We start from the raw sequence: 21,951 nt of genomic DNA, 5'->3' as shown, positions 1-21,951 counted from the left end.
GCTTCCTCTTTTACCATGTAAACTCATTTCTTCACGTTACGTTTATTTAACTGTTTTCTTAAATGCCCGTAACTCACATTAAACTTTTTAGCAATTTCAATATATTTCATTCCATGTTCTTTAAGTTTCATGGTTTCTTCACAAATTTCATTCCATTCATCTTCTGTTCTCTGTATGGATGTTTTAACAAAAACTTTACCACCCAAAACAACCCCTATTTCATTCAATCTCTTCCCTACTTCACACTTTGTCCAACAATACACAAAATCGCGAGAACATTTATTGTCACACTGACGGCAATGATTATCTGTTAATCCTATTACTTCCATTCTCGCTTCTTTTGGACTCATATAGTAACCATTCCTAACTTATCTACATGATATAAATAATCAACAGGTGCTCTATTAGTTTGTGGTACTACATACGCTCTTTTCTCAAATTCCTCTCTTGGAATAGACTTTCTTCCTCCGTCATACAGCATAGCTTCATAGTATTCTGCTACTACAGAAACAGGAACAAAATAAATAACCTGATCCGTTCTGAATTCTATTAAAAAGAAACAAAGTGCTCCCTGTTCTTGTGTATCCTTTAAATAGTCAATCTGGTGCCTACTTATATTATCTAACGGGAAGCTCGTGCTTTTTTCAGTAGATTTCGCTTCAAAATAAACAGCTCTTCCTTTGTACACACCGTCATAATCTACTGTAGATTTACTTTCCCATGCACTTTTAGTTATATTGCCTTTCTTATCTGTCTTTATCACTTTTATTGGTGTAGGGCGCTTATTAAATACTCCTACATTCGCCGCTTTATACATACGGCATGTATTGTTTAATAAAAGCTCAAATGACATTCCTCTATTTGCGTAACCCATGATACACCGTCTCTTTCCACTAAAATAATTATTTTGTATAAATATCTGGACTCCTACATTTCAAGAAGTCCAGATTGAATTATTTACTTAACTTGAACCAATGGATTAGCTTCTCCACTCACTTGCGGTAACTTACCATCCCATTTTTCTATCTTTTTAATTTCTACAATTTCTGGTGTTAAAGACTTCTTAATAATCTCATTTGCTTCAGCTTTTCCTCTTGCTTCCTCAATGGCTTTCTCTGCATTGATTGTAGCTTGCTTTTTCTCAATCTCTGCTTTTTCAAGGTTTTGTTGAGCGTCTACTACTCCTTGAATCGCTTTCGCTGTATTTGCGTCTGGTTTAGGTGCTTCTAACGTAACGGAATCTACTAAGAATCCAGTAGTGTCTACCATTTTTCTAAACTCTTTTTCTATTGATCCGTTAATCTCCCCTTGATGTTGAAATACCTCAAGAACTGAATAGTTAGAGAAAACGTTTAATGTAGCTTTCTTAAGTCGAGTTTGTAACCAACCATTTTCAATTACATCTGGAGCTTGTCCTTTGAACTTGTTATAAATCTTAGGAAGTTTCTCTGCATCATTCATGTAATCATAAGATAGACTCACTGTTAGAGGCTTACCATCTTTGGTTTGTACGCTGAATTTATCCACTTTAACCGTTTCTGTTGAAATAGGATAAGCTGTTACACGTTTAAATGGTGAAACTAAGTGCCATCCTTGTCCTAAGGTCTCCTTTTCAATTCCTGTACTTCTGTTATAAACAACACCTGCATGTCCCTGGTCAATCACCTTTACGCTCATTGCAGTTAAAATTCCACCTGTTAAAAGACTGAATCCTACTAATGCCGCACCTACGATTTTCTTTGTATTCATTTTATTTTTCCTCCTTGAACATGTTTTTAATTTTTAATACTACGTTTCCAATACACTCAAAAACTCCTAATTTACCTGCTACAATCCATAAAAATGACAACACCATGATAAACACTATAATTCCTACAAATAACGAGAACATTGCATCACTCCTTTCTCTTTAGCTTCACAGCAATCCAGCGTGGCATTTTTGTATATTTTAAGAGTGCAAACATAGTAGTTTCCGTATCCCCATTCACAAATGACCAACAAACTCTTCGCATCATTCTGTCCCAATTAAACGTTGGATCAAGTTTTTCTTTGTATGGCCATAACGTTTTGTTCTCTTCAATAGTTATATTCCCCATACCTTTCCTAGCTTTTTTAAACCGTTTGTAATCTTTATTGTTACCTTTGCATGCATATAAACCATATTGAGTGCCTCTTGCATATCGCATTTTAGATTAATCCCCTTACCCTTTATTTGGAATAGAACAAACTATTTATGCGCTTGCTCTATTCTGTTTTTAAATATAGAACATTCAAAAAATAAAATTTATATTTTTATCCAGCCATATCCTCATCAAAGAAAAGGATTTCTAAATTAGCTGTTGCAACTTCATACATCTGATTTGAATTCATGAGTTCTACAGTTGCTCTATCTTCTATTACATGTAACACACGATATGCATACACATCATCAGTTACAATATCACCAGAACGATACTCATTCGGCTTACGTCCCTTTCGGGCAAATACACGTCTCACACTTTCTTTATTGATTTCTTCAACTGTGGCATATCTACATTCATTCGCATGATTGTAGCCCCACTCACCATGTATCGCTCCTTCACATCCCCACGATCCCCATAACTCTACTTTGTTGTTAAAGGTATCCTTAATTACTCGTTTCACTTGTGTGATGAATTTGTTATCTTTCAACTCACATACAATCCATTGACCAGCAGTTACTTTCTTTTCATCAATTTGTAAATTCATTTCCTATCTCTCCTTAATTAAAGATTTATGAATTCAAACTAATTTGCTATATAAGTTAGCTTTCTACGCTTCATTATTTCTTCTCTTGCTGGTATAACCAACTTTGACCAAGGTGAAGCTTCTTTTGCCTTCTTTCCACATTCTGATCGTGTTAACACTGGAGTTGTTATGGCTTCTTCTACAGTCCACTTCAAACGTTTAACTCTGTCACGTGCCGTACTATAACTAATACCATTTAATTCAGCTTGTTCCGATTGTCCATCAGTTAACACTTTATTTTTACATTTTGAATTGGCTTGTTCCGCCAATTTTAATGCCTGATACTTATCTATAGGTGGCTTACTGATTGCATCAATCAATCTCCAACCTTTTTTTATTCTTGCTGTATAAGTTGAATGAGAGATACCATTTTTCAAAGCTATTTCTTTAATGTTTTTCCATCTATTTGCGTTATATCTTGATGGTTTTGTCATTGCAATTTCTTTGTCCCATCCCAAGTTTCTAATCCTACGTGTCAGTAATTCATTACTAATTCCATTCTTTGCAGCCGCCTCATATTCTTCTGGAGTTATATAATAATCATATGGATTCCGCATGAGTATCTTCTCCTATTCAATTGTTAGTTAAGTTCTTGAATTTCTTTTAACGATCTATTCGAAACTTCAATACTACGAATCTTAAAACTATAATTCTTACGATATTTTTCACGAATTTTTAACGCCGCTTCTTCTTTCGTTTCAGCTTCACAAAATTCTAATTTAAATCCTGATTCTGTAACAATATCCACCATGTATGTATCTATAAGTGGCTCATAAATAAAATCATGATCTATTGTGATTTGTTCAGTCATTTGATTCACCTTCTATCGGTGAAAGCGTAATAATCATTTGTTGATCTAACACATTCCCTATCACCGCATTCATCCATAGATTAGGATTCATTTTTCTCATTAAAAATTCGATGACTGTAATTAACTCTTTGGTAGATAAGGAAACACATTCACCTAAAGGTTCTTGATTAAACTTGCCACCACGTTTTTCAATCATTAGATCTACTCCGTTGTCAATCACGTATCTTTTTGCAGTTACTAAATCAAATTGACGGACTTTCTCGCGGCCGAATCCTTTTATTAATTCCTTTAGAACATCATGAATGACACGAAAATCTAACACTTTTACTTTCTGTTCAAGCTGCTCTCTACACTGCTTGCATAAAGTCCTTTCCAAACCAGAAATATATATTTTACTCATATCAGACTCAGGAAAAGGATTTTCGCATTTATAACACTCTTCTCCAATTACATCTTCAAATGGATTTAACATGTAAATCGCTCCTATGATTTATATTTGTTTAGCATTTCTTGCAATCTCTCACGCTCTTCATCAATAGATTGCGAGTTTTGCTTTTCAATTTCTTTTTTAGTTGGCTCAACATCTTCACGTAACCAATCTGGAACAATTTCTTTTCTATTTGAATGACCTGGTCCCGAGCCATTCAATCGCTTGTTCTTACTCATTTCAAAGCGTCTGTCTAATGCAGCAACATCATCTAATGTTTTTACTTTTTGCTTTTCCCAGCTTTTCAAAATGGCCTTAATGTAATTCCATTTTGGCTTATTTTCATCAATAGCTTTGTGAGCAGCATGTTTAATTAATTCGCTACCAAACGAATCACAAAACTCTCCTAATTCCGTAATGGCAATTTCACTTAACGGAATTCCTTCACCTTTTAAAAAGTTATAACTGATCTTAAATTCTTCATCGACTAATACATGTGATTTCGATTCTTTATTATCATCATGATAATAATTAGTATTTTGTATATTAGTATTTAATTTATTAGTACTTAGTATATTAGTATTTAGTAGTGTCGGATTTTCCACATGTAGGTTTCCCACAAGTGGCTTTTCCACATGTGGTTTTTCCATAAGTGGCTCTTCCATATATGGCTTTCCCATATCTGGCGTTTCATAAATTTCAGTTTCCCAATTTGTTATCTTCTTGCTCTTTTCATCACGAACAGGGTAACGCTTTATATACCCTAGCGCTTTTAACTCTTTAAACCCTGAACGTAACGAGTCTTCCCCGTCCTTGGCGTGTTGAGATAACTCACTTATATGAAAAGTCCAATTATCAGGTAATGTAAGCGCATAAGCTAAAATCCCTTTTGCCTTCCAAGACAACCTTTCATCTTTTAAACCGGTATTATTTATGACAGAATAATTGCTGTCTTTTTTCACTCGGATAATTCCCATAAAAGCCACCTCATAAATTCTCAAGAACTATATTTAATGCTATACTTATCAAGTAAATTTTTTTCTAATAGGACCCGTTGCAGCGGGTTCTTTTTTATGAATTACGTCGAATACTATCGACAACTTCTTTTCTTCCTCCCACTTCTTCCAAACGATCTGCTACTTGTAAAACCTTTTTTCTTTCTTTAGAAGAATCGTTTTTTATTTTTTTGAAGTACATGGCTGATAACTCCTTTGATATTTCTAAATCTCTGCTATTTTGCTTTTGATATAAATCATGAAGTTCAACATAAGCAATTTTGTCGCCGTTTCTATTGGCTTGCTCCATTTGTTTATATAAAAGTTGTCGGTTCTGTATGCATTCCTTACGCTCTTTTTCTAACTCTGATGCCATCATCAAATGTTCTGGAAGCACTCTGCTTTCGGTTCCCATTGTTTAAACGCTCCCTTTCTAAACGATCACTTTCATCAAACTTTCGTTCAATGAAAGTACCGCCTTTATAAACTCCATACGCAAGTACCGCTATCCCTAATCCAAAGATACAGACATTCGTTGTACTTTCTACCGTTATAATGTCCATTAGGCTAAAATAAACACCTTTTTAGATTCCACTTCTTGCGATAATGCTTTATTTAAGTACTCTTTAATGTTATTCATTGCTTCTAATTTCCAAGCCCCACCATCAGCTTCAAACAAACCACAACGAGCACCTTCACGCATCCTGAATACAAACTTACTTTCTGGTTGTTCTACTTCAACAAACGTTCTATATGGACTTAATTGAACTGGATTTGGTACTTTTGCATTCCCTCTACTAGCGACCCCTGTTTTCACAGTTACAGCTTGTGATACACCGTCATCTCCAATTTCCTTTACATCTTCTTCTACAACGGTACCAACTACCTGTAAAACGATGTCGCGATGATTGTTTTGTACAAAACCTGATTGCAATGCAATATTAAATTCTTCTCTGTCATAAAAATTTCCAAAATTAAAACGTGGAATGGATGCTTGTGCTTCGATATAAGTACTTCTAGCCTTATCTCCATTAACCGCAGTAAAGCAACTTACCGTTGTTGGATTTACAATATGAATCATTACAGGTTCAGTTGTGTCAAATTCTGATTTCACGTAACCTACTAAACCAGATAAACTACGAACAATAATCTCTGCTGGTGTTGGTTCTTGCACAAGATGTAATCGTTGTGTTGAATAAGTTTGTTCCCCAATTTTATGTGTTTCAATCGTTCCAATCTCTAATACTTTTTCAATTGCTTCTCTTGTCATAGTCATTTTTATTTCCCCTTTTCTTAATTAGATTTACTTTTCATATAATCGATTACTACTGTTTGCTTCTCAGCAGCCTGATTTTGTTCTTTTTCTTCTACTTCTTCTACAGGTTGGCCAACATCTGTTTTCACATCACCCTGTAGATCCATATAAAACTGTCCCTGGATCCCGGAAGCTAACTCTTGACCAACTAAATTTCCGTTTTGATCCATATCTAATAGAATCTTAGACTCTACCGCTTCTGTTGGTGCTAGTTTCGAAGTGGCTTGAACCTGACAATTCCATACATCACGTTTTTTATCACCAGCAAATGAAAGGGTTAAAACAATCTTTCTTGCTTTTTTAGGATCAGTATTTAAATCCGCCATATTTTCCATTACACGCTCAAACTCTTGATGAAACCTTTCAGCAAGTGCTCCATCAGCAAATGTATTTAAATCAATCATGACTTCCATTACTTTGCTCACCTAAACCTTTCTTATTAAAATTCAACATCCACTTGAATATCGATGTTCATAGGTAGTTCTTGAGCTACAATAATTGAATTAGGACTCGTTCCTTTTTTAATCAACTTTTGAACTCCTTCTTTTGCGGCATCCTTTGTTTTGTATCCAAAAACATTTGGTGTACTGGATAAACTCGTAACAATTACTAAAATTTGTTGTTGCATGATTGCTCCTCCTACTGAACTTCCGCCATATTTATTTGTGCATTTGTAGCTGTAATTTCTTCTTCTAAAATAATTGGAAGTGAATATTCTTCATTAATGATTTGAATCGCTCTATCTAAATGATGACGTTTAATAGCTTTATAACTACTAATTCCAAACTCTCTATGTAATTGACTATAAATATCGCTATATACTTTTTTTCTAAGGCTAACATCCCTATAAGCATTAGATTCCTTACCACCTAATAGAAGAACACCTAACTTTCTTACAACCTTTGATACTTCATCACATTCGATAGCATATAAAGGAGCGTTTTCTCTTAAATCCTTCACATCTGATTTAATATCTTGAATTTCTTGTTTTTGACCTTCTAAAACATTAAATGTGAGTTTCAGAATACTCATCGGATCTTTAGGAAGTTGTTGCTGATTTTGTATGTGTTGTTTCATTCGTTTAAACTCTTCAATAAACTTAATTTTCATTTGAACAGCTTCTTTTGTGTTGTAACTCATTGCAACTAGCGTGAAAGCTTCTTCTGTTAAGTTGTACTTAAGGTATTTTCGCCCACGCTCATTTTCATAATTTGACTCGTGAAAATTTACGAGTGAAAATTCAGGTCCCGCATATTCAATTTGTTTTCTAATATCTTTTAATACATTGTCATGTGTCTTTTCGAACATTTCAGCAATCATTAAACTATCTGTTACTACTTTTCCGTTGTTTTCAAATACTAATGCTTGTTCGTTTGCTGCTGTTAATTGATTCATGCTACGTTCCTCCTAATTAATATACTTTTGGAATTACTTTAGTTGTATTTGTATAACGATGTAATAAATGTAATTCGTTACTTACTTTTTTAAAGATTAACCAATGTTCAGGATTTAAATTGTATGATTCGATATGCATTTTTTCCTTTTTTGTTGGATTTTTACCGTTTTTCATGATTATTCACCTTCCTTATCTAGTTTTTCTTTACGTTCTTCTTCTAAAATACGAGGGATAGATGTTTTCATGAAAAATTCCACCATTCTTAACTTTGTTTCTTCACTTGGTGGATTATCCAATACAGTTCGTTCCATTAATAGCACCATCCGTCTCTGAAACTTCATGTTTCATGAAGTTTGTTGGTAAAAAAATTTCTTCAATACCTTTGCCTAGCTTTTGAGCGATCAAGAACATTTCATTGGCTTTAAATTGAGTAACTCCATGCTCTTTATTAACATATGTTCTTTTATCAGTTCCTATTAAATTAGCCATATCTTGTTGTGTTAACCTATTATACATACGCAATGATACTAGTTTGTTTTGCAAAATAATCCACCTCACTTTCGACAACTTCATATTACGTGAAGTTATGACATAATTCAACAATTATTTTCATATTTTATGAAATTTATTATTTATTTTCTTGTTATATGAAATTTTTAGTTTAAAACTTCATGAAATATGATATAATGAAATAAGACAGGAGGTGAAACTTCATGAAACAAGATGTTTCTAAATATGTTGGTCAACAAATTAAAAACTTTAGGAAACTAAAGAAAATGACACAAAAAGAATTAGGTTTACAAATAGGAAAAAAACATAATACAATTTCATCTTATGAAAATGGCACAAATGAACCTGAACAAGATGTGCTATTCGCAATTGCACAAGCATTAGATATATCAATTAATGATCTGTTTCCATCTACAAATGAGGTGTATAAGACTAATAATCAAATTATTTCTTTAGTAAATGAATCTGATTACACTTATTTCCCAACTTCAATTTCAGCTGGTTTACCTATACAAGTTGACGGAATGACAGAAATGGATTTGGAAACTATACGTATTCCTGATTCATTAATGGGGAAATGGGCAGGTAGAGAAGATATTTTTATGACTCGTGTTAATGGTGATTCAATGAATAAAGTCATACCTCATTCTTCTTTAATTGCTGTAAAAGAAGTGACATTAGAAGAACTTTATGATAATGACATGGTTGTTTTTAGTAACGGTTGTGATTATTGTGTAAAGCGTTTCTTTAATGACAAGGATAATAAACGTTTAATATTCCGACCAGATTCTTATGATAATTGTTTCTTTGATTACACAGTATCTTACGAAGATGCCACGAATATAAAAATACACGGTAAAGTAGTAATGTACTTCGTTTCATTAGACTAATACAAAAGTAATTAAATCCTTAGCGCTAGGAATTTAATGGACAGCCCGTACAGCTGTCCTATTTTTTAAAAGGAGAGATAATAGTGACTGTTGGGATTTATATAAGAGTAAGTACAGAGGAACAAGCACGAGATGGTTTTTCTATCTCAGCTCAACGCGAGAAATTAAAAGCATATTGTGTAGCACAAGACTGGGATAATTTTAAGTTTTATGTGGATGAAGGTGTATCAGCAAAGGATACCAATCGACCACAATTAAGTATTTTATTAAATCATATTCAGCAAGGCTTAATCACTACTGTTCTTGTTTATCGTTTAGATCGTTTAACTCGTTCTGTTATGGATTTGTACAAGTTACTTGATACATTTGATAAATATAACTGTGCTTTTAAATCTGCAACAGAGGTGTATGATACTTCTACAGCAATGGGACGAATGTTCATTACAATTGTTGCTGCACTTGCTCAATGGGAACGAGAAAATTTAGGTGAACGTGTACGAATGGGGCAATTAGAAAAAGCTAGACAAGGAGAATATTCAGCAAAAGCTCCTTTTGGATTCGATAAAAATAAACATAACAAACTTGTAATAAATGAGATTGAGAGTAAAGTGGTTTTAGATATGGTAAGAAAAATCGAAGAAGGTTACTCTATCAGACAGCTCGCCATCCATCTAGACAGCTATGTTAAGCCTATAAGGGGCTACAAATGGCATATACGTACCATATTAGATATCCTTTCTAATAACGCCATGTACGGGGCTATAAGGTGGTCTAACGAAATAATTGAAGGTGCACATGAAGGAATCCTTACTAAGGAGCGGTTTATACAATTACAAAAAATATTATCTAGCAGACAAAACATAAAAAAGAGACAAACGCATTCAATTTTTATATATCAAATGAAATTAATATGCCCTAATTGTGGGAATCGTTTAAGTAGTGAACGATCCAGATATTACAGAAAAAAAGATGAGCAACATGTGGAGTGTAATCAATATCGATGCCAGTCGTGCGCATTGAATAAACATACAACTAAACCTTTTGCTACTAGTGAAAGAAAGGTAGAATCTGCATTAATGAATTACATTTCAAATTTACAATTTGAACAAGTACCTAAAATAAATAATGAAAATAACGAATTAGAAATACTAAAGAAACAAGTTAAAAAAGTGGAAAAACAAAGAGAAAAATACCAAAAGGCTTGGTCAAACGACTTAATGACAGACGATGAATTTACAGAACGGATGAATGAAACAAAAATATTATTGAATTCTGCTAAAAAAAAGTTACAAACTTTAGAGGTGAATAACCATCAAGAGATAGATGTAGATGTGATAAAAGAAAAAGTGAATAATATCAAAAAGAATTGGTTTCATCTATCTCCTGATGAAAAGAAACAATTTATGAGTATGTTTATAGAGAATATCAAAATTGATAAAAAAGACGGAGTTACAGAAGTATTAGATATAGAATTTTATTAGTGTTTATGTTACATTTACACAAACAAAATGCTCTTGTTGTAAAAAACGCATTTCTTCCATCATGTATTTCGCACAATCTTCTGGACTTCGAATACTATATCTATTTTGATATTCTAAACGTACCATTCTTCTGCCTAGTTCAAAGGCTGCCATAAGTTGCGATGCCTTTGAAATCCCAATACCATGTATACTAATTAGCTCTTCTAATGTTGCATCTTTCAACATACGTAAGCCATCAAATTGGTGTAAAATTTTATCTGACAACTTTAAAACTGTTTCTTCTTTAGAACCTGTTCTGAGTAACACTGCGAGAAGCTCTCGATTTGATAAACTTCCAGCACCTTCTAACAATAAACGCTCCCGTGGCTGTTCTTCTCTTACAACATCACGAATACCGTTCATTTCTCCACCCCTTTATTTGTTCTCTCAAAGAAAACCCCATGCAATTTTACGCATGGGTTACATCAATATCAAATTGTTTTAATTCCCGAACGAGACGTGCAATTGGTAAGCCAACTACACTATAGTAGTCCCCTTGAATATGTTGAACGAAAATAGATCCTTTACCTTGAATCCCATAACTACCTGCTTTATCAAGAGGTTCTTTCGACGCGACGTATGTATCAATTTCCTCTTCTGTTAACTCCCAAAATGTAACTTCTGTACGCTCATAAAAAGTAACCGTTTTTTCTTTTGATATAATCGCAACACCTGTATACACTTCATGTGTTTTCCCAGATAGTAATTGTAACATCTCTTTCGCCTCATCCTCATTAGAAGGCTTACCAAGGATACGCGACTCATATGTAACAATTGTATCTGCACCTAACACAATGTGATCACTATTATTTTCTGCAACCGCTGATGCTTTTTGCAAGGCAAGCGACATTACAATATCAGAAGGCGATGAATATGCACCAATTGTTTCCTCTACTTCACTTACAACGATTTCAAATGGTACGCTAGCTAACTCAAGCAATTCCTTCCTCCGAGGTGACCCTGAAGCTAAAATTATTTTTTTCATATTTTCTCCTTCCTTTCTCACATGAAGCAGAACAATTTATATCAATCGTATCAAAGGAATAGTTTGCCCACAAATGAAAGAAATATTAATTTCTCTAACTAAAAATAACACTTCTTTATTGCATACGATTATATTCCTGTCATAGAGAAAGCACTTTGCTCTAAATTCAAAAGAAAAGAAAGAAGTACATGTACTTCTTTCTTACTCATTTTATTATCCTATCATTTCACTTTCTACGAAACAATTTTTTCATACGAGAGTAAGCCATCAATAATAACTTGATTTAATTTCGCCAAAGATTCCTTATCCATTTTCCCATCTTTTACTGTTTGTACAGCTACCGACGTATACATATACAGTTTCTTTGCTTCTTCTCGCTTCATACTTTTCCCTTCTTTTTCAATCGCTTTCCATTCTTTTTCAATCACTTCTATATCTTTTGCGCTGCTTTTTCCACCAACTTGTACGCTAGAAGCATATTTTGCTAAATGAGTATATAATGGCTGCACTTTTGTTAAAAATGTTCCTACTTCTTTATCATCTTTCAGCAATGCTTTATCTGTTATATCCCAGTTCTTTTTTAAAACGGAGACACCATCATTTTTATACTTAGTCATTAATTGATTTATAGCCTGTTCATCGCTAGCAATACCAACAACTATTGCATACTTATCCCCGCTCGGTCTCAAAGCACCAATGCCCCCATTGCCTTTCCATTCTTCAAGAGCTGCCTGTCCCTTTTCTTCAGAAGAATAAAGCCCCCCTTGAACAAAGAATAATTTCATCGGATCCAATGACGTTCCTGTCTGCGCCTTTTGTTTTTCTTCTTTCGGTGCTGGTGTTTGTTCTGCCGTTCCACCCACCTTTGATTCTCCATTTCCAGTCGGCCTTGAAGCAGTTACTTCACTTCCTCCTGTTGTTCCTTGTCCAGTAAGTAAATGAAGCATCCCCATTCCAAACGCCGTACCGATAATAATTGCGGTTGCAACGATTGCAATTAATGTATTACTCCACTTCTTTCGGTATTTTTCCACAGACACTGATTTCGCTTTTTGAAACGGAACAACATTTTTAGGTCGTTCACTTTCTACTACCATCCATTCAAATTCATCTTTCTTCTTTTCCTCATACTTCGCTTCTGTTCCATTCACTTTCACTGAGATCGTTCGTGATTGCTTGTCCATACACTCACACCTCACCTCTTATCGTTGTCCGCATCATATCATATTCATTTCACAAAAAAACGAGATATTTGTCAGAGGAATTCGCCAAATAACCCTATATATTTATCTTATATGTATGCATTTGACTTCATTTGTAGAACAAAAAAACTAGATAGTAAAGACTATCTAGTTTTTCTCTCGAATATATTTTCGAACTTCAGAAATGAAATAAAGAGAACCTGTTATGATAAAAACATCATTTTCCCCTATCATTTCAACTTTTGTATCAATTGCCTCTTTCCAATTTTCAAAAACTAATTTTGATTCTTTTTGTGAATATGATGCAAGCTTGTCTGCAGAAATAGCACGATCAAAGGCGAATGTTGTAAAAATCATTTCATCTGCAATGGTTTCTAATCGGCCTACCATGTTATGCAATTGTTTATCACCAAGGGCAGTAAATAAAACTATTACATTTTTATCTTTGTAATGCGCTTCTACTGTCTTCACAAGGCTTTCGATACCTTCTGGATTATGAGCACCATCTATAATAATATCCGGGTTACTTTGTAGCTTTTCAAAGCGCCCAATCCAATACGCTTCCCGTAATCCCGTTCTTATTCCCTCTTCCTCAATTAAAAATGATAAATATGTTTTTACATACATTACTGCCATAAGTGCTAGCGCTGCATTTCCTACTTGATGAATACCTTTCATTGAGATTTGCAAATCTTCAAATGCGGTAAAAGGACAAGTAAAATCAAACTGTTCCCCATCTTCGTTAGACTGTTTATGTAACGCTGTAAAATGCTTGCCAAGTTCGTATAAGTTTGCATGGTTTTCCTTTGCAACATTTTGAATGACTTGCAAAGCTTCTTCATCTTTTACACCAGTAATTACCGGCACACCAGACTTAATAATCCCCGCCTTTTCATATGCAATTTCTCCTAGTGTATTCCCTAAAATATGCATATGATCGTGACCGATATTCGTAATAATCGTGAGAACAGGGTGTATAACATTGGTAGAATCAAAACGTCCACCGAGCCCTGTTTCAAATAAAACAACATCACAGAAATTGACTTTACCGAAATAGCAAATTGCCATAACAGTAATAATTTCAAACTCAGTCGCTTCCCCTAAATCCGTTTCATCTAGTTTTTCCACGACTGGTTTTACCATATTTACGAGTTCAGTAATCTCTTCATCTGCAATTGGTGTTCCATTCACACTAATGCGTTCATTAAATGTTTCGATGTAAGGAGAGGTAAACGTTCCTACCTTATATTTCGCGCCTTCTAACATGTAACGCATATATGTTAACGTTGAACCTTTTCCATTTGTACCAGCAAGATGAATACATTTTATATGACGCTCTGGATTTCCGAGCTCTTCTAGCATCCAATTCATTCTTTCTAATCCTGGTTTAATACCAAATTTCAATCGGCTATGAATCCACCCTATCGCTTCTTCGTATGTATGTATCACGTATGCTTTTCCCCTTTCAAAAGACAACTTTCATAGTTCTATTATACGCAAAGAAAAGAGACTCACCAATATAGTGAGTCTCTAAAAATATTTTTACTTTTCAAGATCTGCTAGACGTTGACGAACTGCTTCGCGTTTTTCTAGGTAATCTTGCTCTTTCGCACGCTCTCCTTCAATAACCGCTGCAGGAGCTTTCGCTACAAAACCTTGGTTAGAAAGTTTCTTCTGTACACGTTCTACTTCTTTATCGAACTTCTCAAGTTCTTTCTCAAGACGAGCTCTCTCTTCATCAAGATTGATAAGATCAGCTAACGGTAAGAATAACTCTGCACCTGATACGATTGCAGTCATTGCTTTTTCTGGCGCTTGTAAGTCCGTTTGAATTGTTAATTCGCTTGGGTTACAGAAACGCTCAATGTAAGAGCTATTTTTCGTAAGTTGAGCAAGTACAGCCTCATCTTTTGCTTTAATTTGCATTTGAACTTTTTTGCTCATTGGCGTATTTACTTCTGCACGAATGTTACGAACAGAGCGAATGATATCAACTAGAAGGTGCATTTCTGCCGCAGCTTCCGTATCTTGTAAATCTTCGCGAACTGTTGGCCACGCAGCTACTGTAATAGATTCGCCTTCATGCGGTAAATGTTGCCAAATTTTCTCTGTTACGAATGGCATGAATGGGTGTAATAGACGCATTGTTTGATCTAATACGTAAGCTAAAATAGAACGAGTCGTTTTCTTAGCTGCTTCATCTTCACCGTATAGTGGAAGTTTCGCCATTTCAATGTACCAGTCACAGAAATCATCCCAAATGAAGTTGTATAATGAACGACCAGCTTCACCGAACTCATATTTATCCATGTTACGTGTTACACTCTCGATTGTTTCGTTTAAGCGAGTTAAGATCCACTTATCTGCAACTGATTTTTCACCAGTTAAATCGATTTCTTCATACTTCATATCATCCATGTTCATTAATACGAAACGTGATGCGTTCCAAATTTTATTAATGAAGTTCCAAGTAGATTCTACTTTTTCCATGCTGAAACGTAAATCTTGACCTGGTGCACTTCCTGTTGATAAGAAATAGCGCATTGCATCTGCACCGTACTTCTCGATAACATCCATTGGGTCAATACCGTTACCAAGAGATTTACTCATCTTACGACCTTGCTCATCACGAACTAAACCGTGAATTAATACATCTTTAAATGGACGCTCGCCTGTAAACTCTAAACCTTGGAAAATCATACGAGATACCCAGAAGAAGATGATGTCATAACCCGTTACTAGTGCATCTGTTGAATAGTAACGTTTGAAGTCTGCTGAATCTTCATTTGGCCAACCAAGTGTTGAGAATGGCCATAGCGCTGAACTGAACCATGTATCAAGTACGTCGTTATCTTGATTCCAGTTTTCAATATCTGCTGGTGCTTCTGTACCTACGTATACTTCACCAGTTTCTTTATGGTACCAAGCTGGAATACGGTGTCCCCACCATAATTGACGAGAAATACACCAGTCATGAATATTTTCCATCCATCGTAAATATGTGTTTTCAAAACGCTCTGGTACGAACGTTACTTTTTCTTCTTCTTTTTGTTGAAGCGCTACTGCTTTTTCAGCAAGTGGAGCCATTTTTACGAACCATTGTGTTGATAAGTAAGGCTCAACAACTGCACCGCTACGCTCACTATGACCTACTGAATGCATATGTGGCTCGATTTCTACTAATACGCCAGCTTCTTGTAAGTCTTTCACTAATTCTTTACGGCATTCGAAACGATCCATACCGTTATATTTACCAGCTTTTTCGTTCATCGATCCATCTTCGTTCATTACTAAGATGCGTGGTAAGTCATGACGGTTACCTACTTCAAAGTCGTTCGGGTCATGAGCTGGTGTAATTTTTACAACGCCTGTTCCGAAGTCTTTTTCTACGTACTCATCAGCAATAATCGGAATCTCACGGCCTACGATTGGAAGTGTAACTGTTTTTCCGATTAAATGTTTGTAACGATCATCTTCTGGATGAACTGCTACCGCTGTATCACCAAGCATCGTTTCTGGACGAGTAGTAGCAAGGCGAATGTGACCTGAACCGTCTGTTAACGGATAGTTCATATGGTAGAATGCACCTTGAACTTCTTTATGAATTACTTCAATATCAGAAAGAGCTGTGCGTGTTGCTGGATCCCAGTTGATAATATATTCACCGCGGTAAATTAAGCCTTTTTCGTATAATTGAACGAATACTTTATTAACCGCATCAGATAAACCTTCGTCTAATGTGAAACGTTCGCGAGAATAGTCTAGTCCTAAACCAACTTTCCCCCATTGTTGACGAATGTGAGAAGCGTACTCTTCTTTCCACTCCCAAGCTTTTTCAAGGAATTTCTCACGGCCAAGATCGTAACGTGAAATACCTTCTTCACGAAGTTTTCCTTCTACTTTCGCTTGTGTTGCGATACCAGCATGGTCCATTCCTGGAAGCCATAGCACATCGTAACCTTGCATACGCTTCGTACGAGTTAAAATATCTTGAAGAGTTGTATCCCAAGCATGACCTAAGTGTAACTTACCAGTTACGTTCGGAGGTGGAATTACAATTGTATACGGTTGTTTCTTCTCGTCTCCTGTTGCTTCAAAATATTTGCCTTCAAGCCACCATTGATAAAGGCCTTCTTCAACGGACATATGATCATATTTAGTTGGTAAATTCTTTTCCGTGTTTGACATTATTTTCCCTCCTTAAAATAAAAAATGTCCCTCATCCAAAAAGGACGAGGGACATCGCGGTACCACCTTTATTTACAAACAAATTCATAATTTGCTTATACTCTTAATTTGATAACGGACATATCCGTCTTTTCCTAATGAGAACTATTCTGTTCAGAAAAGATGCTCCAGGGCTACCTTCTAACATAACTATCTAGAGAATCTCCCAGCTACTGATTCTCCTCTCTGAAGACGTTTCATGTTATACTCTTCCCCTTCAAGGCATTTATATGATTGTTAATTATTATATACAATAGTGTAAAAAACGAAACCTTATTCGTCAAGATAAATTTAAAACTATGACTTTTCGGGTGAATATAAAGAAGATAAGTAGCATTCTCTACTTATCTTCTTTATCCCGCTATTTGCGGGCAATAAGACCCCACCTCAAAATTCAGCTGAAGCAAAGAAGTTAGGTTGGCGCTACCCGCTGATTAAAGTTTTACTTTACCCGTTCCCTTGCTGGGCAGCTTGTAATTGTGACAGGAAATATTCTATATTGCTAACGAGCCAATGCGATTGTTGCAAACTCTTTACTCCGCGCAGTTCATTTTCCTCGTTGCGATTATCTCTTCTTTTCTTATAAGACTGGATTTGCCGAATAAATTGCGATGGATACGTCATATACGCAAACATAAGTAGTTGCTCTTCTTTCGTAAAAGGGAAATTTTTTTGATACATTTGAAACCATTCAAACCGATCACTTCTTGCGATTGGATATGTGTTTAAAGACCGTGAATAAAAACCTACTATATCTTGCACAGGCGTTGCAAACTTCGATTTTTCCAAACTAATAAAATAGCCATTTCGCTCATAGTCAAATAAAAAATGATTAAGTGACACGTTACCATGCACAAAAGTAATACGTGTTTTCTCTTTTTCTTTCATCGCATCGTTCCACTCATTTAATTGCTTCGTTGCAAATTCACGCGCTCTCATTACATGATGATAGTACGTACAATATTGTAATTCAAACGGGGACATATACCATTTTGATTCAGATTCTACGAGAAACTCTTCTAACATCTCACCATCATTTTCCCAGCGATCGGATATAGTTGTATAATGTTTTTCTAAATCTTCTTCCGTATATGTTTCTTCCTTCACAGTTTTTTGATGCAACGTTCCAAGTGTCTGAAACATTTTATGGTATTGATCATTATCCTCGCCGTTTCCTTCTGCACGTTCTAACCAAGGCATTAAATAATAATTATACGTCCCGTCACTTAAAATATAATTTCCATCCGTGGCGTGGTATATAGGTACATAATTTGAAAAACCTTTCTCCTTCAAATATTGAATATGATGCAGAAAATTATTCCGCTCTAACTTTCTGCCTTCTATTTTCTTGAGTGCATATGGACCTTGATTCGTATAAATTTTCATTACGCTTCCGTGCTCTTCCATATGCTGCGTATCCAATCTATATTGCCTCACGATAGGTTCATAGTGATTTCGTAATTCAATATCCATACGAATAACCCTTTCTATTCAAAACATAGCCTCTAAGAAAAGAAGCGAGTGAAAACACTCACTTCCTTATTTCGCCTTTACCCTTGAAACCGGAATATAAATAATTTGCCCCGTATTTAAAAATATATCTTCTGTTTGATTGACACGGCACACATTTTGCACAGACGTTTCATAACGTTCTGCAATAGATTCAATTGTATCCCCTTCTTGCACGAAATACATTCTTAACTTTGTAAATTCTTCTTCCGGTTCTTTCGTAAATAGTTTTGTTAAATAAAGCGCATTTTCATCTCGCTGTGAGTACTCTTCTTCTTGTTCTTCCTGCTTTTTCGCTTTTTCTTTCTTGAAATCTTTTCGCCCAAACAATTCAAATTGCGGCGTTGTTTCTTGCTCCTCTTCACGCTCCACAAATTCATGTTCCTCTATCTTCTCTTCTTCTAATTCCTGCTCTTTTCTTTCCTCTAATTGGAACGGTTCAAATGCGTAATCTTCCCACTCATCTGATTCCTTATATGCTGGTTCTTCTACATGCGGCGCCGGTCTATTTTCATCCTCTTGCGCTGAATCTTCTTCTAACTCGGCATACACCGTTTCTTCCTCTTCAGCTTCATCCTCGTTTCTCTCTTCATCACACAAACCGCTAATAGATATATCCGCTAATAATTGTAAGCAACCATTTTCCTTTAATTCATAATCAAATTCCTCAATTGATACATATAGCTCTTCAATTACTTTCACTCGATTTCTCGGAATTGATATTTCAAGCGGAAAGGAATGAACAAGTTCATTAACCCCATCTTCCCTTGTTTCTACATAATCAATTGACTTTGCTGGCGATAGTTCTCTTAATGAATACGCCGAATCATCTTTTCGTGCAACATACTCTCCCGTTAAATCTAATTGCCCTCTCACGATTACTTCATGATCAAGCTCTTCTATCTCAACGTCTGGATCTAACGAAATTGACAAAAGTTCATCGACTTCCTGTCCCTTTTGGAACCAAACAGATTCTTTTAATGAAAATCGTAACGAATGATCTGCAGCCACTTCTTTTCCCCCTCCCAAACTATATGTCATTACAGATTTATGTAGAGAAAGCTTACTTTATGAATAAAAAAAATCGCCCCCCTTATGGAGAGCGATTTTTCTCTAATACATTATTTTAATTTTGACATTGCAATTTCAGCTGCTGCAATCGTCGCCTCAATATCTGCGTCACTATGTGCTGTCGATAAGAATAAACCTTCGAATTGAGATGGCGGTAAGAATACACCTTGTTCTACCATTTCACGATAGTAAGCCGCAAAGAATTCTAAGTTTGAAGATTTTGCTGCATCGTAATTAATAACGGGCTCATCTGTAAAGAAAATACCAATCATAGAACCTGCACGGTTAATATGATGTGGAATGCCATGTTTTTCAGCTGCTTTACGTAATCCAGCTTCCAACATTTCAGCTTTACGCTCAAATTCTACATATGATTCTGGCGTTAACTGTACTAACGTTTCATAACCTGCTGCCATTGCAAGTGGATTACCTGATAAAGTACCAGCTTGGTAAATCGGTCCGCTTGGTGCAACTTGGCGCATAATTTCTGCTTTACCACCGTATGCTCCTACTGGTAAACCACCACCGATTACTTTACCTAAGCATGTTAAATCAGGTGTTACGCCATAATAACCTTGGCCACAATTATAAGCTACTCGGAACCCTGTCATTACTTCATCAAAAATAAGCAATGCACCGTTTTGTTCTGTTACTTCACGAAGACCTTCTAAAAATCCAGGCTGCGGAGGAACAACCCCCATATTTCCTGCTACTGGTTCTACAATTACACAAGCAATATCATCACCGAATTGTTCAAACGCGTATTTTACGCTTTCTAAATCGTTATAAGCTACTGTAATCGTATTTTTCGCTACACCTTCTGGTACACCAGGACTATCTGGTAAACCTAAAGTCGCCACACCAGAACCAGCTTTAATTAATAGCGAATCACCATGACCGTGGTAACAACCAATAAATTTCAAGATTTTATTACGACCTGTATAACCACGAGCTAAACGTAGTGCACTCATTGTTGCTTCCGTTCCAGAGTTAACCATACGCACAATCTCAATTGATGGCACGCGCTCAATAACAAGTTTTGCTAATTTATTTTCAATTTCTGTTGGTGCACCGAAGCTTGTACCTCTTTCAGCAACAGATTTTAACGCTTCTACAACACGATCATTTGCATGACCATGAATTAAAGGCCCCCATGATAATACGTAGTCGATGTATTCATTCCCATCAATATCATATACTTTAGAGCCTTTTCCACGCTCCATAAACAACGGATTCATCCCAACAGATTTAAAAGCACGAACCGGGCTATTTACGCCACCAGGCATTAAGTCTTGTGCCTCTTCAAACGCCGCAATCGATTTATCAAACTTTTTCATTATTTAGCGCCTCCTTCTTGTAACCATTTTGCTGCATCTTTCGCATGATACGTAATAATTAAGTCTGCTCCTGCACGTTTCATACTAATTAATTTTTCAAGAACAACTTCTTTTTCATTAATCCAGCCATTTTGCGCTGCCGCTTTAATCATCGAATATTCACCACTTACATTATAAGCGACAACTGGTAAATTAAAGTTATTTTTCACATCACGAACGATATCTAAGTAAGAAAGAGCTGGTTTTACGATTAAGAAATCTGCACCTTCCATTACATCTGATTCTGCTTCACGGAATGCTTCCATACGGTTTGCCGGATCCATTTGATATGTTTTACGGTCACCAAATTGCGGTGCACCGTGCGCAGCATCACGGAATGGTCCATAAAATGCTGATGAATATTTCACAGCGTACGACATAACTGGCACGTGTCCAAAACCATTTTCGTCTAATGCATGGCGAATTGCTGTTACGAAGCCGTCCATCATGTTTGATGGCGCAATAATGTCCGCTCCTGCTTTCGCTTGACTTACAGCCGTTTTCGCAAGAACTGCAAGAGACTCGTCATTTAAAATAATACCATCTTCAATTACACCGCAATGACCATGGCTTGTAAATTGACATAAACATGTGTCTGCGACTACTACTAGCTCAGGGAAATCACCTTTAATTTGCTGAATAGCACGTTGTACAATTCCATGATCACAATATGCTGATGATCCAACTTCATCCTTTTCAGCAGGTAAACCAAATACAATAACAGAACGAATACCTAAATCAACAACTTCTTGCATTTCAGCTTGCAATAAATCTAAAGAAATTTGATATACGCCTGGCATAGAAGGAACTTCATTACGAACATTTTCACCTTCTAATACAAAAATAGGGTAAATAAAATCTTCCGTATGTAAAAACGTTTCACGCACAAGCGCACGCATGCCCCCGCTTTGTCTTAAACGACGATGACGATTAAATTGTAAAGAGTTCATA

At 35.7% G+C, this 21,951-nt stretch carries 28 protein-coding genes, 1 pseudogene and 1 other annotated feature; of the genes and pseudogenes, 2 read left to right on the top strand and 27 right to left on the bottom strand.

Features of this window, described 5'->3' with window-relative positions; genetic code table 11:
* Positions 1 to 23: 23 nt before the first annotated feature.
* From ATL10_RS24115 to ATL10_RS24040, 18 genes are all read right to left on the bottom strand, one after another.
* On the bottom strand, positions 24 to 350 hold the full coding sequence (locus ATL10_RS24115; protein ID WP_110497644.1) for a hypothetical protein: 327 nt from the start codon (positions 348 to 350) through the stop codon (positions 24 to 26).
* On the bottom strand, positions 347 to 874 hold the full coding sequence (gene recU, locus ATL10_RS24110) for a Holliday junction resolvase RecU (protein ID WP_110497642.1): 528 nt from the start codon (positions 872 to 874) through the stop codon (positions 347 to 349). The genes ATL10_RS24115 and recU overlap by 4 nt, the downstream gene beginning before the upstream one ends.
* Positions 875 to 957: 83 nt before the next feature.
* The gene (locus tag ATL10_RS24105) at positions 958 to 1,749 is read right to left on the bottom strand and encodes a prohibitin family protein (RefSeq protein ID WP_110497640.1); all 792 of its coding nucleotides are present in this window, start codon (positions 1,747 to 1,749) and stop codon (positions 958 to 960) included.
* 146 nt (positions 1,750 to 1,895) lie between these two features.
* Positions 1,896 to 2,186, bottom strand: a complete 291-nt coding sequence (locus ATL10_RS24100; protein WP_110497638.1) for a hypothetical protein — start codon at positions 2,184 to 2,186, stop codon at positions 1,896 to 1,898.
* A gap of 106 nt (positions 2,187 to 2,292) precedes the next feature.
* Entirely contained in the window at positions 2,293 to 2,727 is a 435-nt protein-coding gene (locus tag ATL10_RS24095) for a hypothetical protein (protein ID WP_110497636.1), read from the bottom strand.
* 38 nt (positions 2,728 to 2,765) lie between these two features.
* Positions 2,766 to 3,323: a hypothetical protein gene (locus ATL10_RS24090; protein ID WP_110497634.1), complete on the bottom strand. Its 558-nt coding sequence runs from the start codon at positions 3,321 to 3,323 to the stop codon at positions 2,766 to 2,768.
* Between the two features lie 23 nt (positions 3,324 to 3,346).
* Positions 3,347 to 3,577, bottom strand: coding sequence for a hypothetical protein (locus ATL10_RS24085; protein ID WP_000139235.1), 231 nt, complete (start codon positions 3,575 to 3,577; stop codon positions 3,347 to 3,349).
* Complete coding sequence (locus ATL10_RS24080) at positions 3,570 to 4,049, bottom strand: hypothetical protein (RefSeq protein ID WP_021728134.1); 480 nt, start codon at positions 4,047 to 4,049, stop codon at positions 3,570 to 3,572. Before ATL10_RS24080 ends, ATL10_RS24085 begins: the two co-directional genes overlap by 8 nt.
* Before the next feature lie 11 nt (positions 4,050 to 4,060).
* A complete protein-coding gene (locus ATL10_RS24075) occupies positions 4,061 to 4,981 on the bottom strand; it encodes a DnaD domain protein (protein WP_048549491.1) in 921 nt (306 codons plus the stop codon).
* 94 nt (positions 4,982 to 5,075) lie between these two features.
* Positions 5,076 to 5,378: a hypothetical protein gene (locus tag ATL10_RS24070; protein ID WP_228220131.1), complete on the bottom strand. Its 303-nt coding sequence runs from the start codon at positions 5,376 to 5,378 to the stop codon at positions 5,076 to 5,078.
* Positions 5,347 to 5,562, bottom strand: coding sequence for a hypothetical protein (locus ATL10_RS24065; protein WP_021727970.1), 216 nt, complete (start codon positions 5,560 to 5,562; stop codon positions 5,347 to 5,349). The genes ATL10_RS24070 and ATL10_RS24065 overlap by 32 nt, the downstream gene beginning before the upstream one ends.
* Positions 5,562 to 6,275, bottom strand: a complete 714-nt coding sequence (locus ATL10_RS24060; protein ID WP_021727971.1) for a hypothetical protein — start codon at positions 6,273 to 6,275, stop codon at positions 5,562 to 5,564. Before ATL10_RS24060 ends, ATL10_RS24065 begins: the two co-directional genes overlap by 1 nt.
* A gap of 17 nt (positions 6,276 to 6,292) precedes the next feature.
* Positions 6,293 to 6,727 carry a hypothetical protein gene (locus ATL10_RS24055; RefSeq protein ID WP_000453492.1) on the bottom strand — a complete coding sequence of 145 codons (435 nt, stop codon included), beginning with the start codon at positions 6,725 to 6,727 and terminating at the stop codon, positions 6,293 to 6,295.
* A 26-nt stretch (positions 6,728 to 6,753) separates the two neighbouring features.
* Entirely contained in the window at positions 6,754 to 6,942 is a 189-nt protein-coding gene (locus ATL10_RS24050) for a hypothetical protein (protein ID WP_001187283.1), read from the bottom strand.
* An 11-nt stretch (positions 6,943 to 6,953) separates the two neighbouring features.
* Positions 6,954 to 7,709 carry a Rha family transcriptional regulator gene (locus ATL10_RS24045; protein ID WP_001072823.1) on the bottom strand — a complete coding sequence of 252 codons (756 nt, stop codon included), beginning with the start codon at positions 7,707 to 7,709 and terminating at the stop codon, positions 6,954 to 6,956.
* Positions 7,710 to 7,725: 16 nt separating this feature from the next.
* Positions 7,726 to 7,884 carry a DUF6906 family protein gene (locus tag ATL10_RS31385; RefSeq protein WP_000788391.1) on the bottom strand — a complete coding sequence of 53 codons (159 nt, stop codon included), beginning with the start codon at positions 7,882 to 7,884 and terminating at the stop codon, positions 7,726 to 7,728.
* Positions 7,885 to 7,886: 2 nt separating this feature from the next.
* Positions 7,887 to 8,021 carry a hypothetical protein gene (locus ATL10_RS31975; protein ID WP_000442628.1) on the bottom strand — a complete coding sequence of 45 codons (135 nt, stop codon included), beginning with the start codon at positions 8,019 to 8,021 and terminating at the stop codon, positions 7,887 to 7,889.
* A complete protein-coding gene (locus ATL10_RS24040; RefSeq protein ID WP_001180112.1) occupies positions 7,999 to 8,253 on the bottom strand; it encodes a helix-turn-helix transcriptional regulator in 255 nt (84 codons plus the stop codon). Before ATL10_RS24040 ends, ATL10_RS31975 begins: the two co-directional genes overlap by 23 nt.
* A gap of 170 nt (positions 8,254 to 8,423) precedes the next feature.
* On the opposite strand from ATL10_RS24040, the gene ATL10_RS24035 reads away from it, so the two are divergent.
* Both ATL10_RS24035 and ATL10_RS24030 read left to right on the top strand, forming a co-directional pair.
* On the top strand, positions 8,424 to 9,110 hold the full coding sequence (locus ATL10_RS24035) for a helix-turn-helix domain-containing protein (RefSeq protein WP_000806799.1): 687 nt from the start codon (positions 8,424 to 8,426) through the stop codon (positions 9,108 to 9,110).
* Positions 9,111 to 9,193: 83 nt separating this feature from the next.
* A complete protein-coding gene (locus ATL10_RS24030) occupies positions 9,194 to 10,591 on the top strand; it encodes a recombinase family protein (protein ID WP_021727680.1) in 1,398 nt (465 codons plus the stop codon).
* 15 nt (positions 10,592 to 10,606) lie between these two features.
* Here the strand turns inward: ATL10_RS24030 and ATL10_RS24025 are convergent.
* The 9 genes and pseudogenes from ATL10_RS24025 to hemB all read right to left on the bottom strand — a co-directional run.
* A pseudogene (locus tag ATL10_RS24025) lies at positions 10,607 to 10,993 on the bottom strand (UPF0758 domain-containing protein); the annotation flags it as partial.
* A 46-nt stretch (positions 10,994 to 11,039) separates the two neighbouring features.
* On the bottom strand, positions 11,040 to 11,615 hold the full coding sequence (locus tag ATL10_RS24020) for a Maf family protein (protein WP_029443367.1): 576 nt from the start codon (positions 11,613 to 11,615) through the stop codon (positions 11,040 to 11,042).
* A 233-nt stretch (positions 11,616 to 11,848) separates the two neighbouring features.
* Positions 11,849 to 12,799, bottom strand: a complete 951-nt coding sequence (locus ATL10_RS24010; RefSeq protein WP_000361016.1) for a hypothetical protein — start codon at positions 12,797 to 12,799, stop codon at positions 11,849 to 11,851.
* A gap of 165 nt (positions 12,800 to 12,964) precedes the next feature.
* A complete protein-coding gene (locus ATL10_RS24005; protein ID WP_090976994.1) occupies positions 12,965 to 14,266 on the bottom strand; it encodes a bifunctional folylpolyglutamate synthase/dihydrofolate synthase in 1,302 nt (433 codons plus the stop codon).
* A 93-nt stretch (positions 14,267 to 14,359) separates the two neighbouring features.
* Positions 14,360 to 17,005 (bottom strand): valine--tRNA ligase, encoded by a 2,646-nt coding sequence (locus tag ATL10_RS24000; protein WP_000072222.1) that lies wholly within the window; start codon positions 17,003 to 17,005, stop codon positions 14,360 to 14,362.
* Between the two features lie 37 nt (positions 17,006 to 17,042).
* Positions 17,043 to 17,274 (bottom strand) — a binding site (T-box leader).
* A 217-nt stretch (positions 17,275 to 17,491) separates the two neighbouring features.
* A complete protein-coding gene (gene ysxE / locus ATL10_RS23995; protein WP_000350660.1) occupies positions 17,492 to 18,517 on the bottom strand; it encodes a spore coat protein YsxE in 1,026 nt (341 codons plus the stop codon).
* Between the two features lie 66 nt (positions 18,518 to 18,583).
* Positions 18,584 to 19,594 (bottom strand): stage VI sporulation protein D, encoded by a 1,011-nt coding sequence (spoVID, locus tag ATL10_RS23990; protein ID WP_115609903.1) that lies wholly within the window; start codon positions 19,592 to 19,594, stop codon positions 18,584 to 18,586.
* Between the two features lie 80 nt (positions 19,595 to 19,674).
* The gene (gene hemL / locus ATL10_RS23985; RefSeq protein WP_000712942.1) at positions 19,675 to 20,961 is read right to left on the bottom strand and encodes a glutamate-1-semialdehyde 2,1-aminomutase; all 1,287 of its coding nucleotides are present in this window, start codon (positions 20,959 to 20,961) and stop codon (positions 19,675 to 19,677) included.
* Positions 20,961 to 21,950: a porphobilinogen synthase gene (hemB, locus tag ATL10_RS23980; RefSeq protein ID WP_001087056.1), complete on the bottom strand. Its 990-nt coding sequence runs from the start codon at positions 21,948 to 21,950 to the stop codon at positions 20,961 to 20,963. Before hemB ends, hemL begins: the two co-directional genes overlap by 1 nt.
* Between the last annotated feature and the right edge of the window lies 1 nt (position 21,951).

It is taken from the genome of Bacillus sp. 196mf, from assembly GCF_003217275.1.
Lineage (GTDB): Bacteria > Bacillota > Bacilli > Bacillales > Bacillaceae_G > Bacillus_A > Bacillus_A thuringiensis_S.
This window is presented reverse-complemented; position numbering and strand designations above follow the sequence as displayed.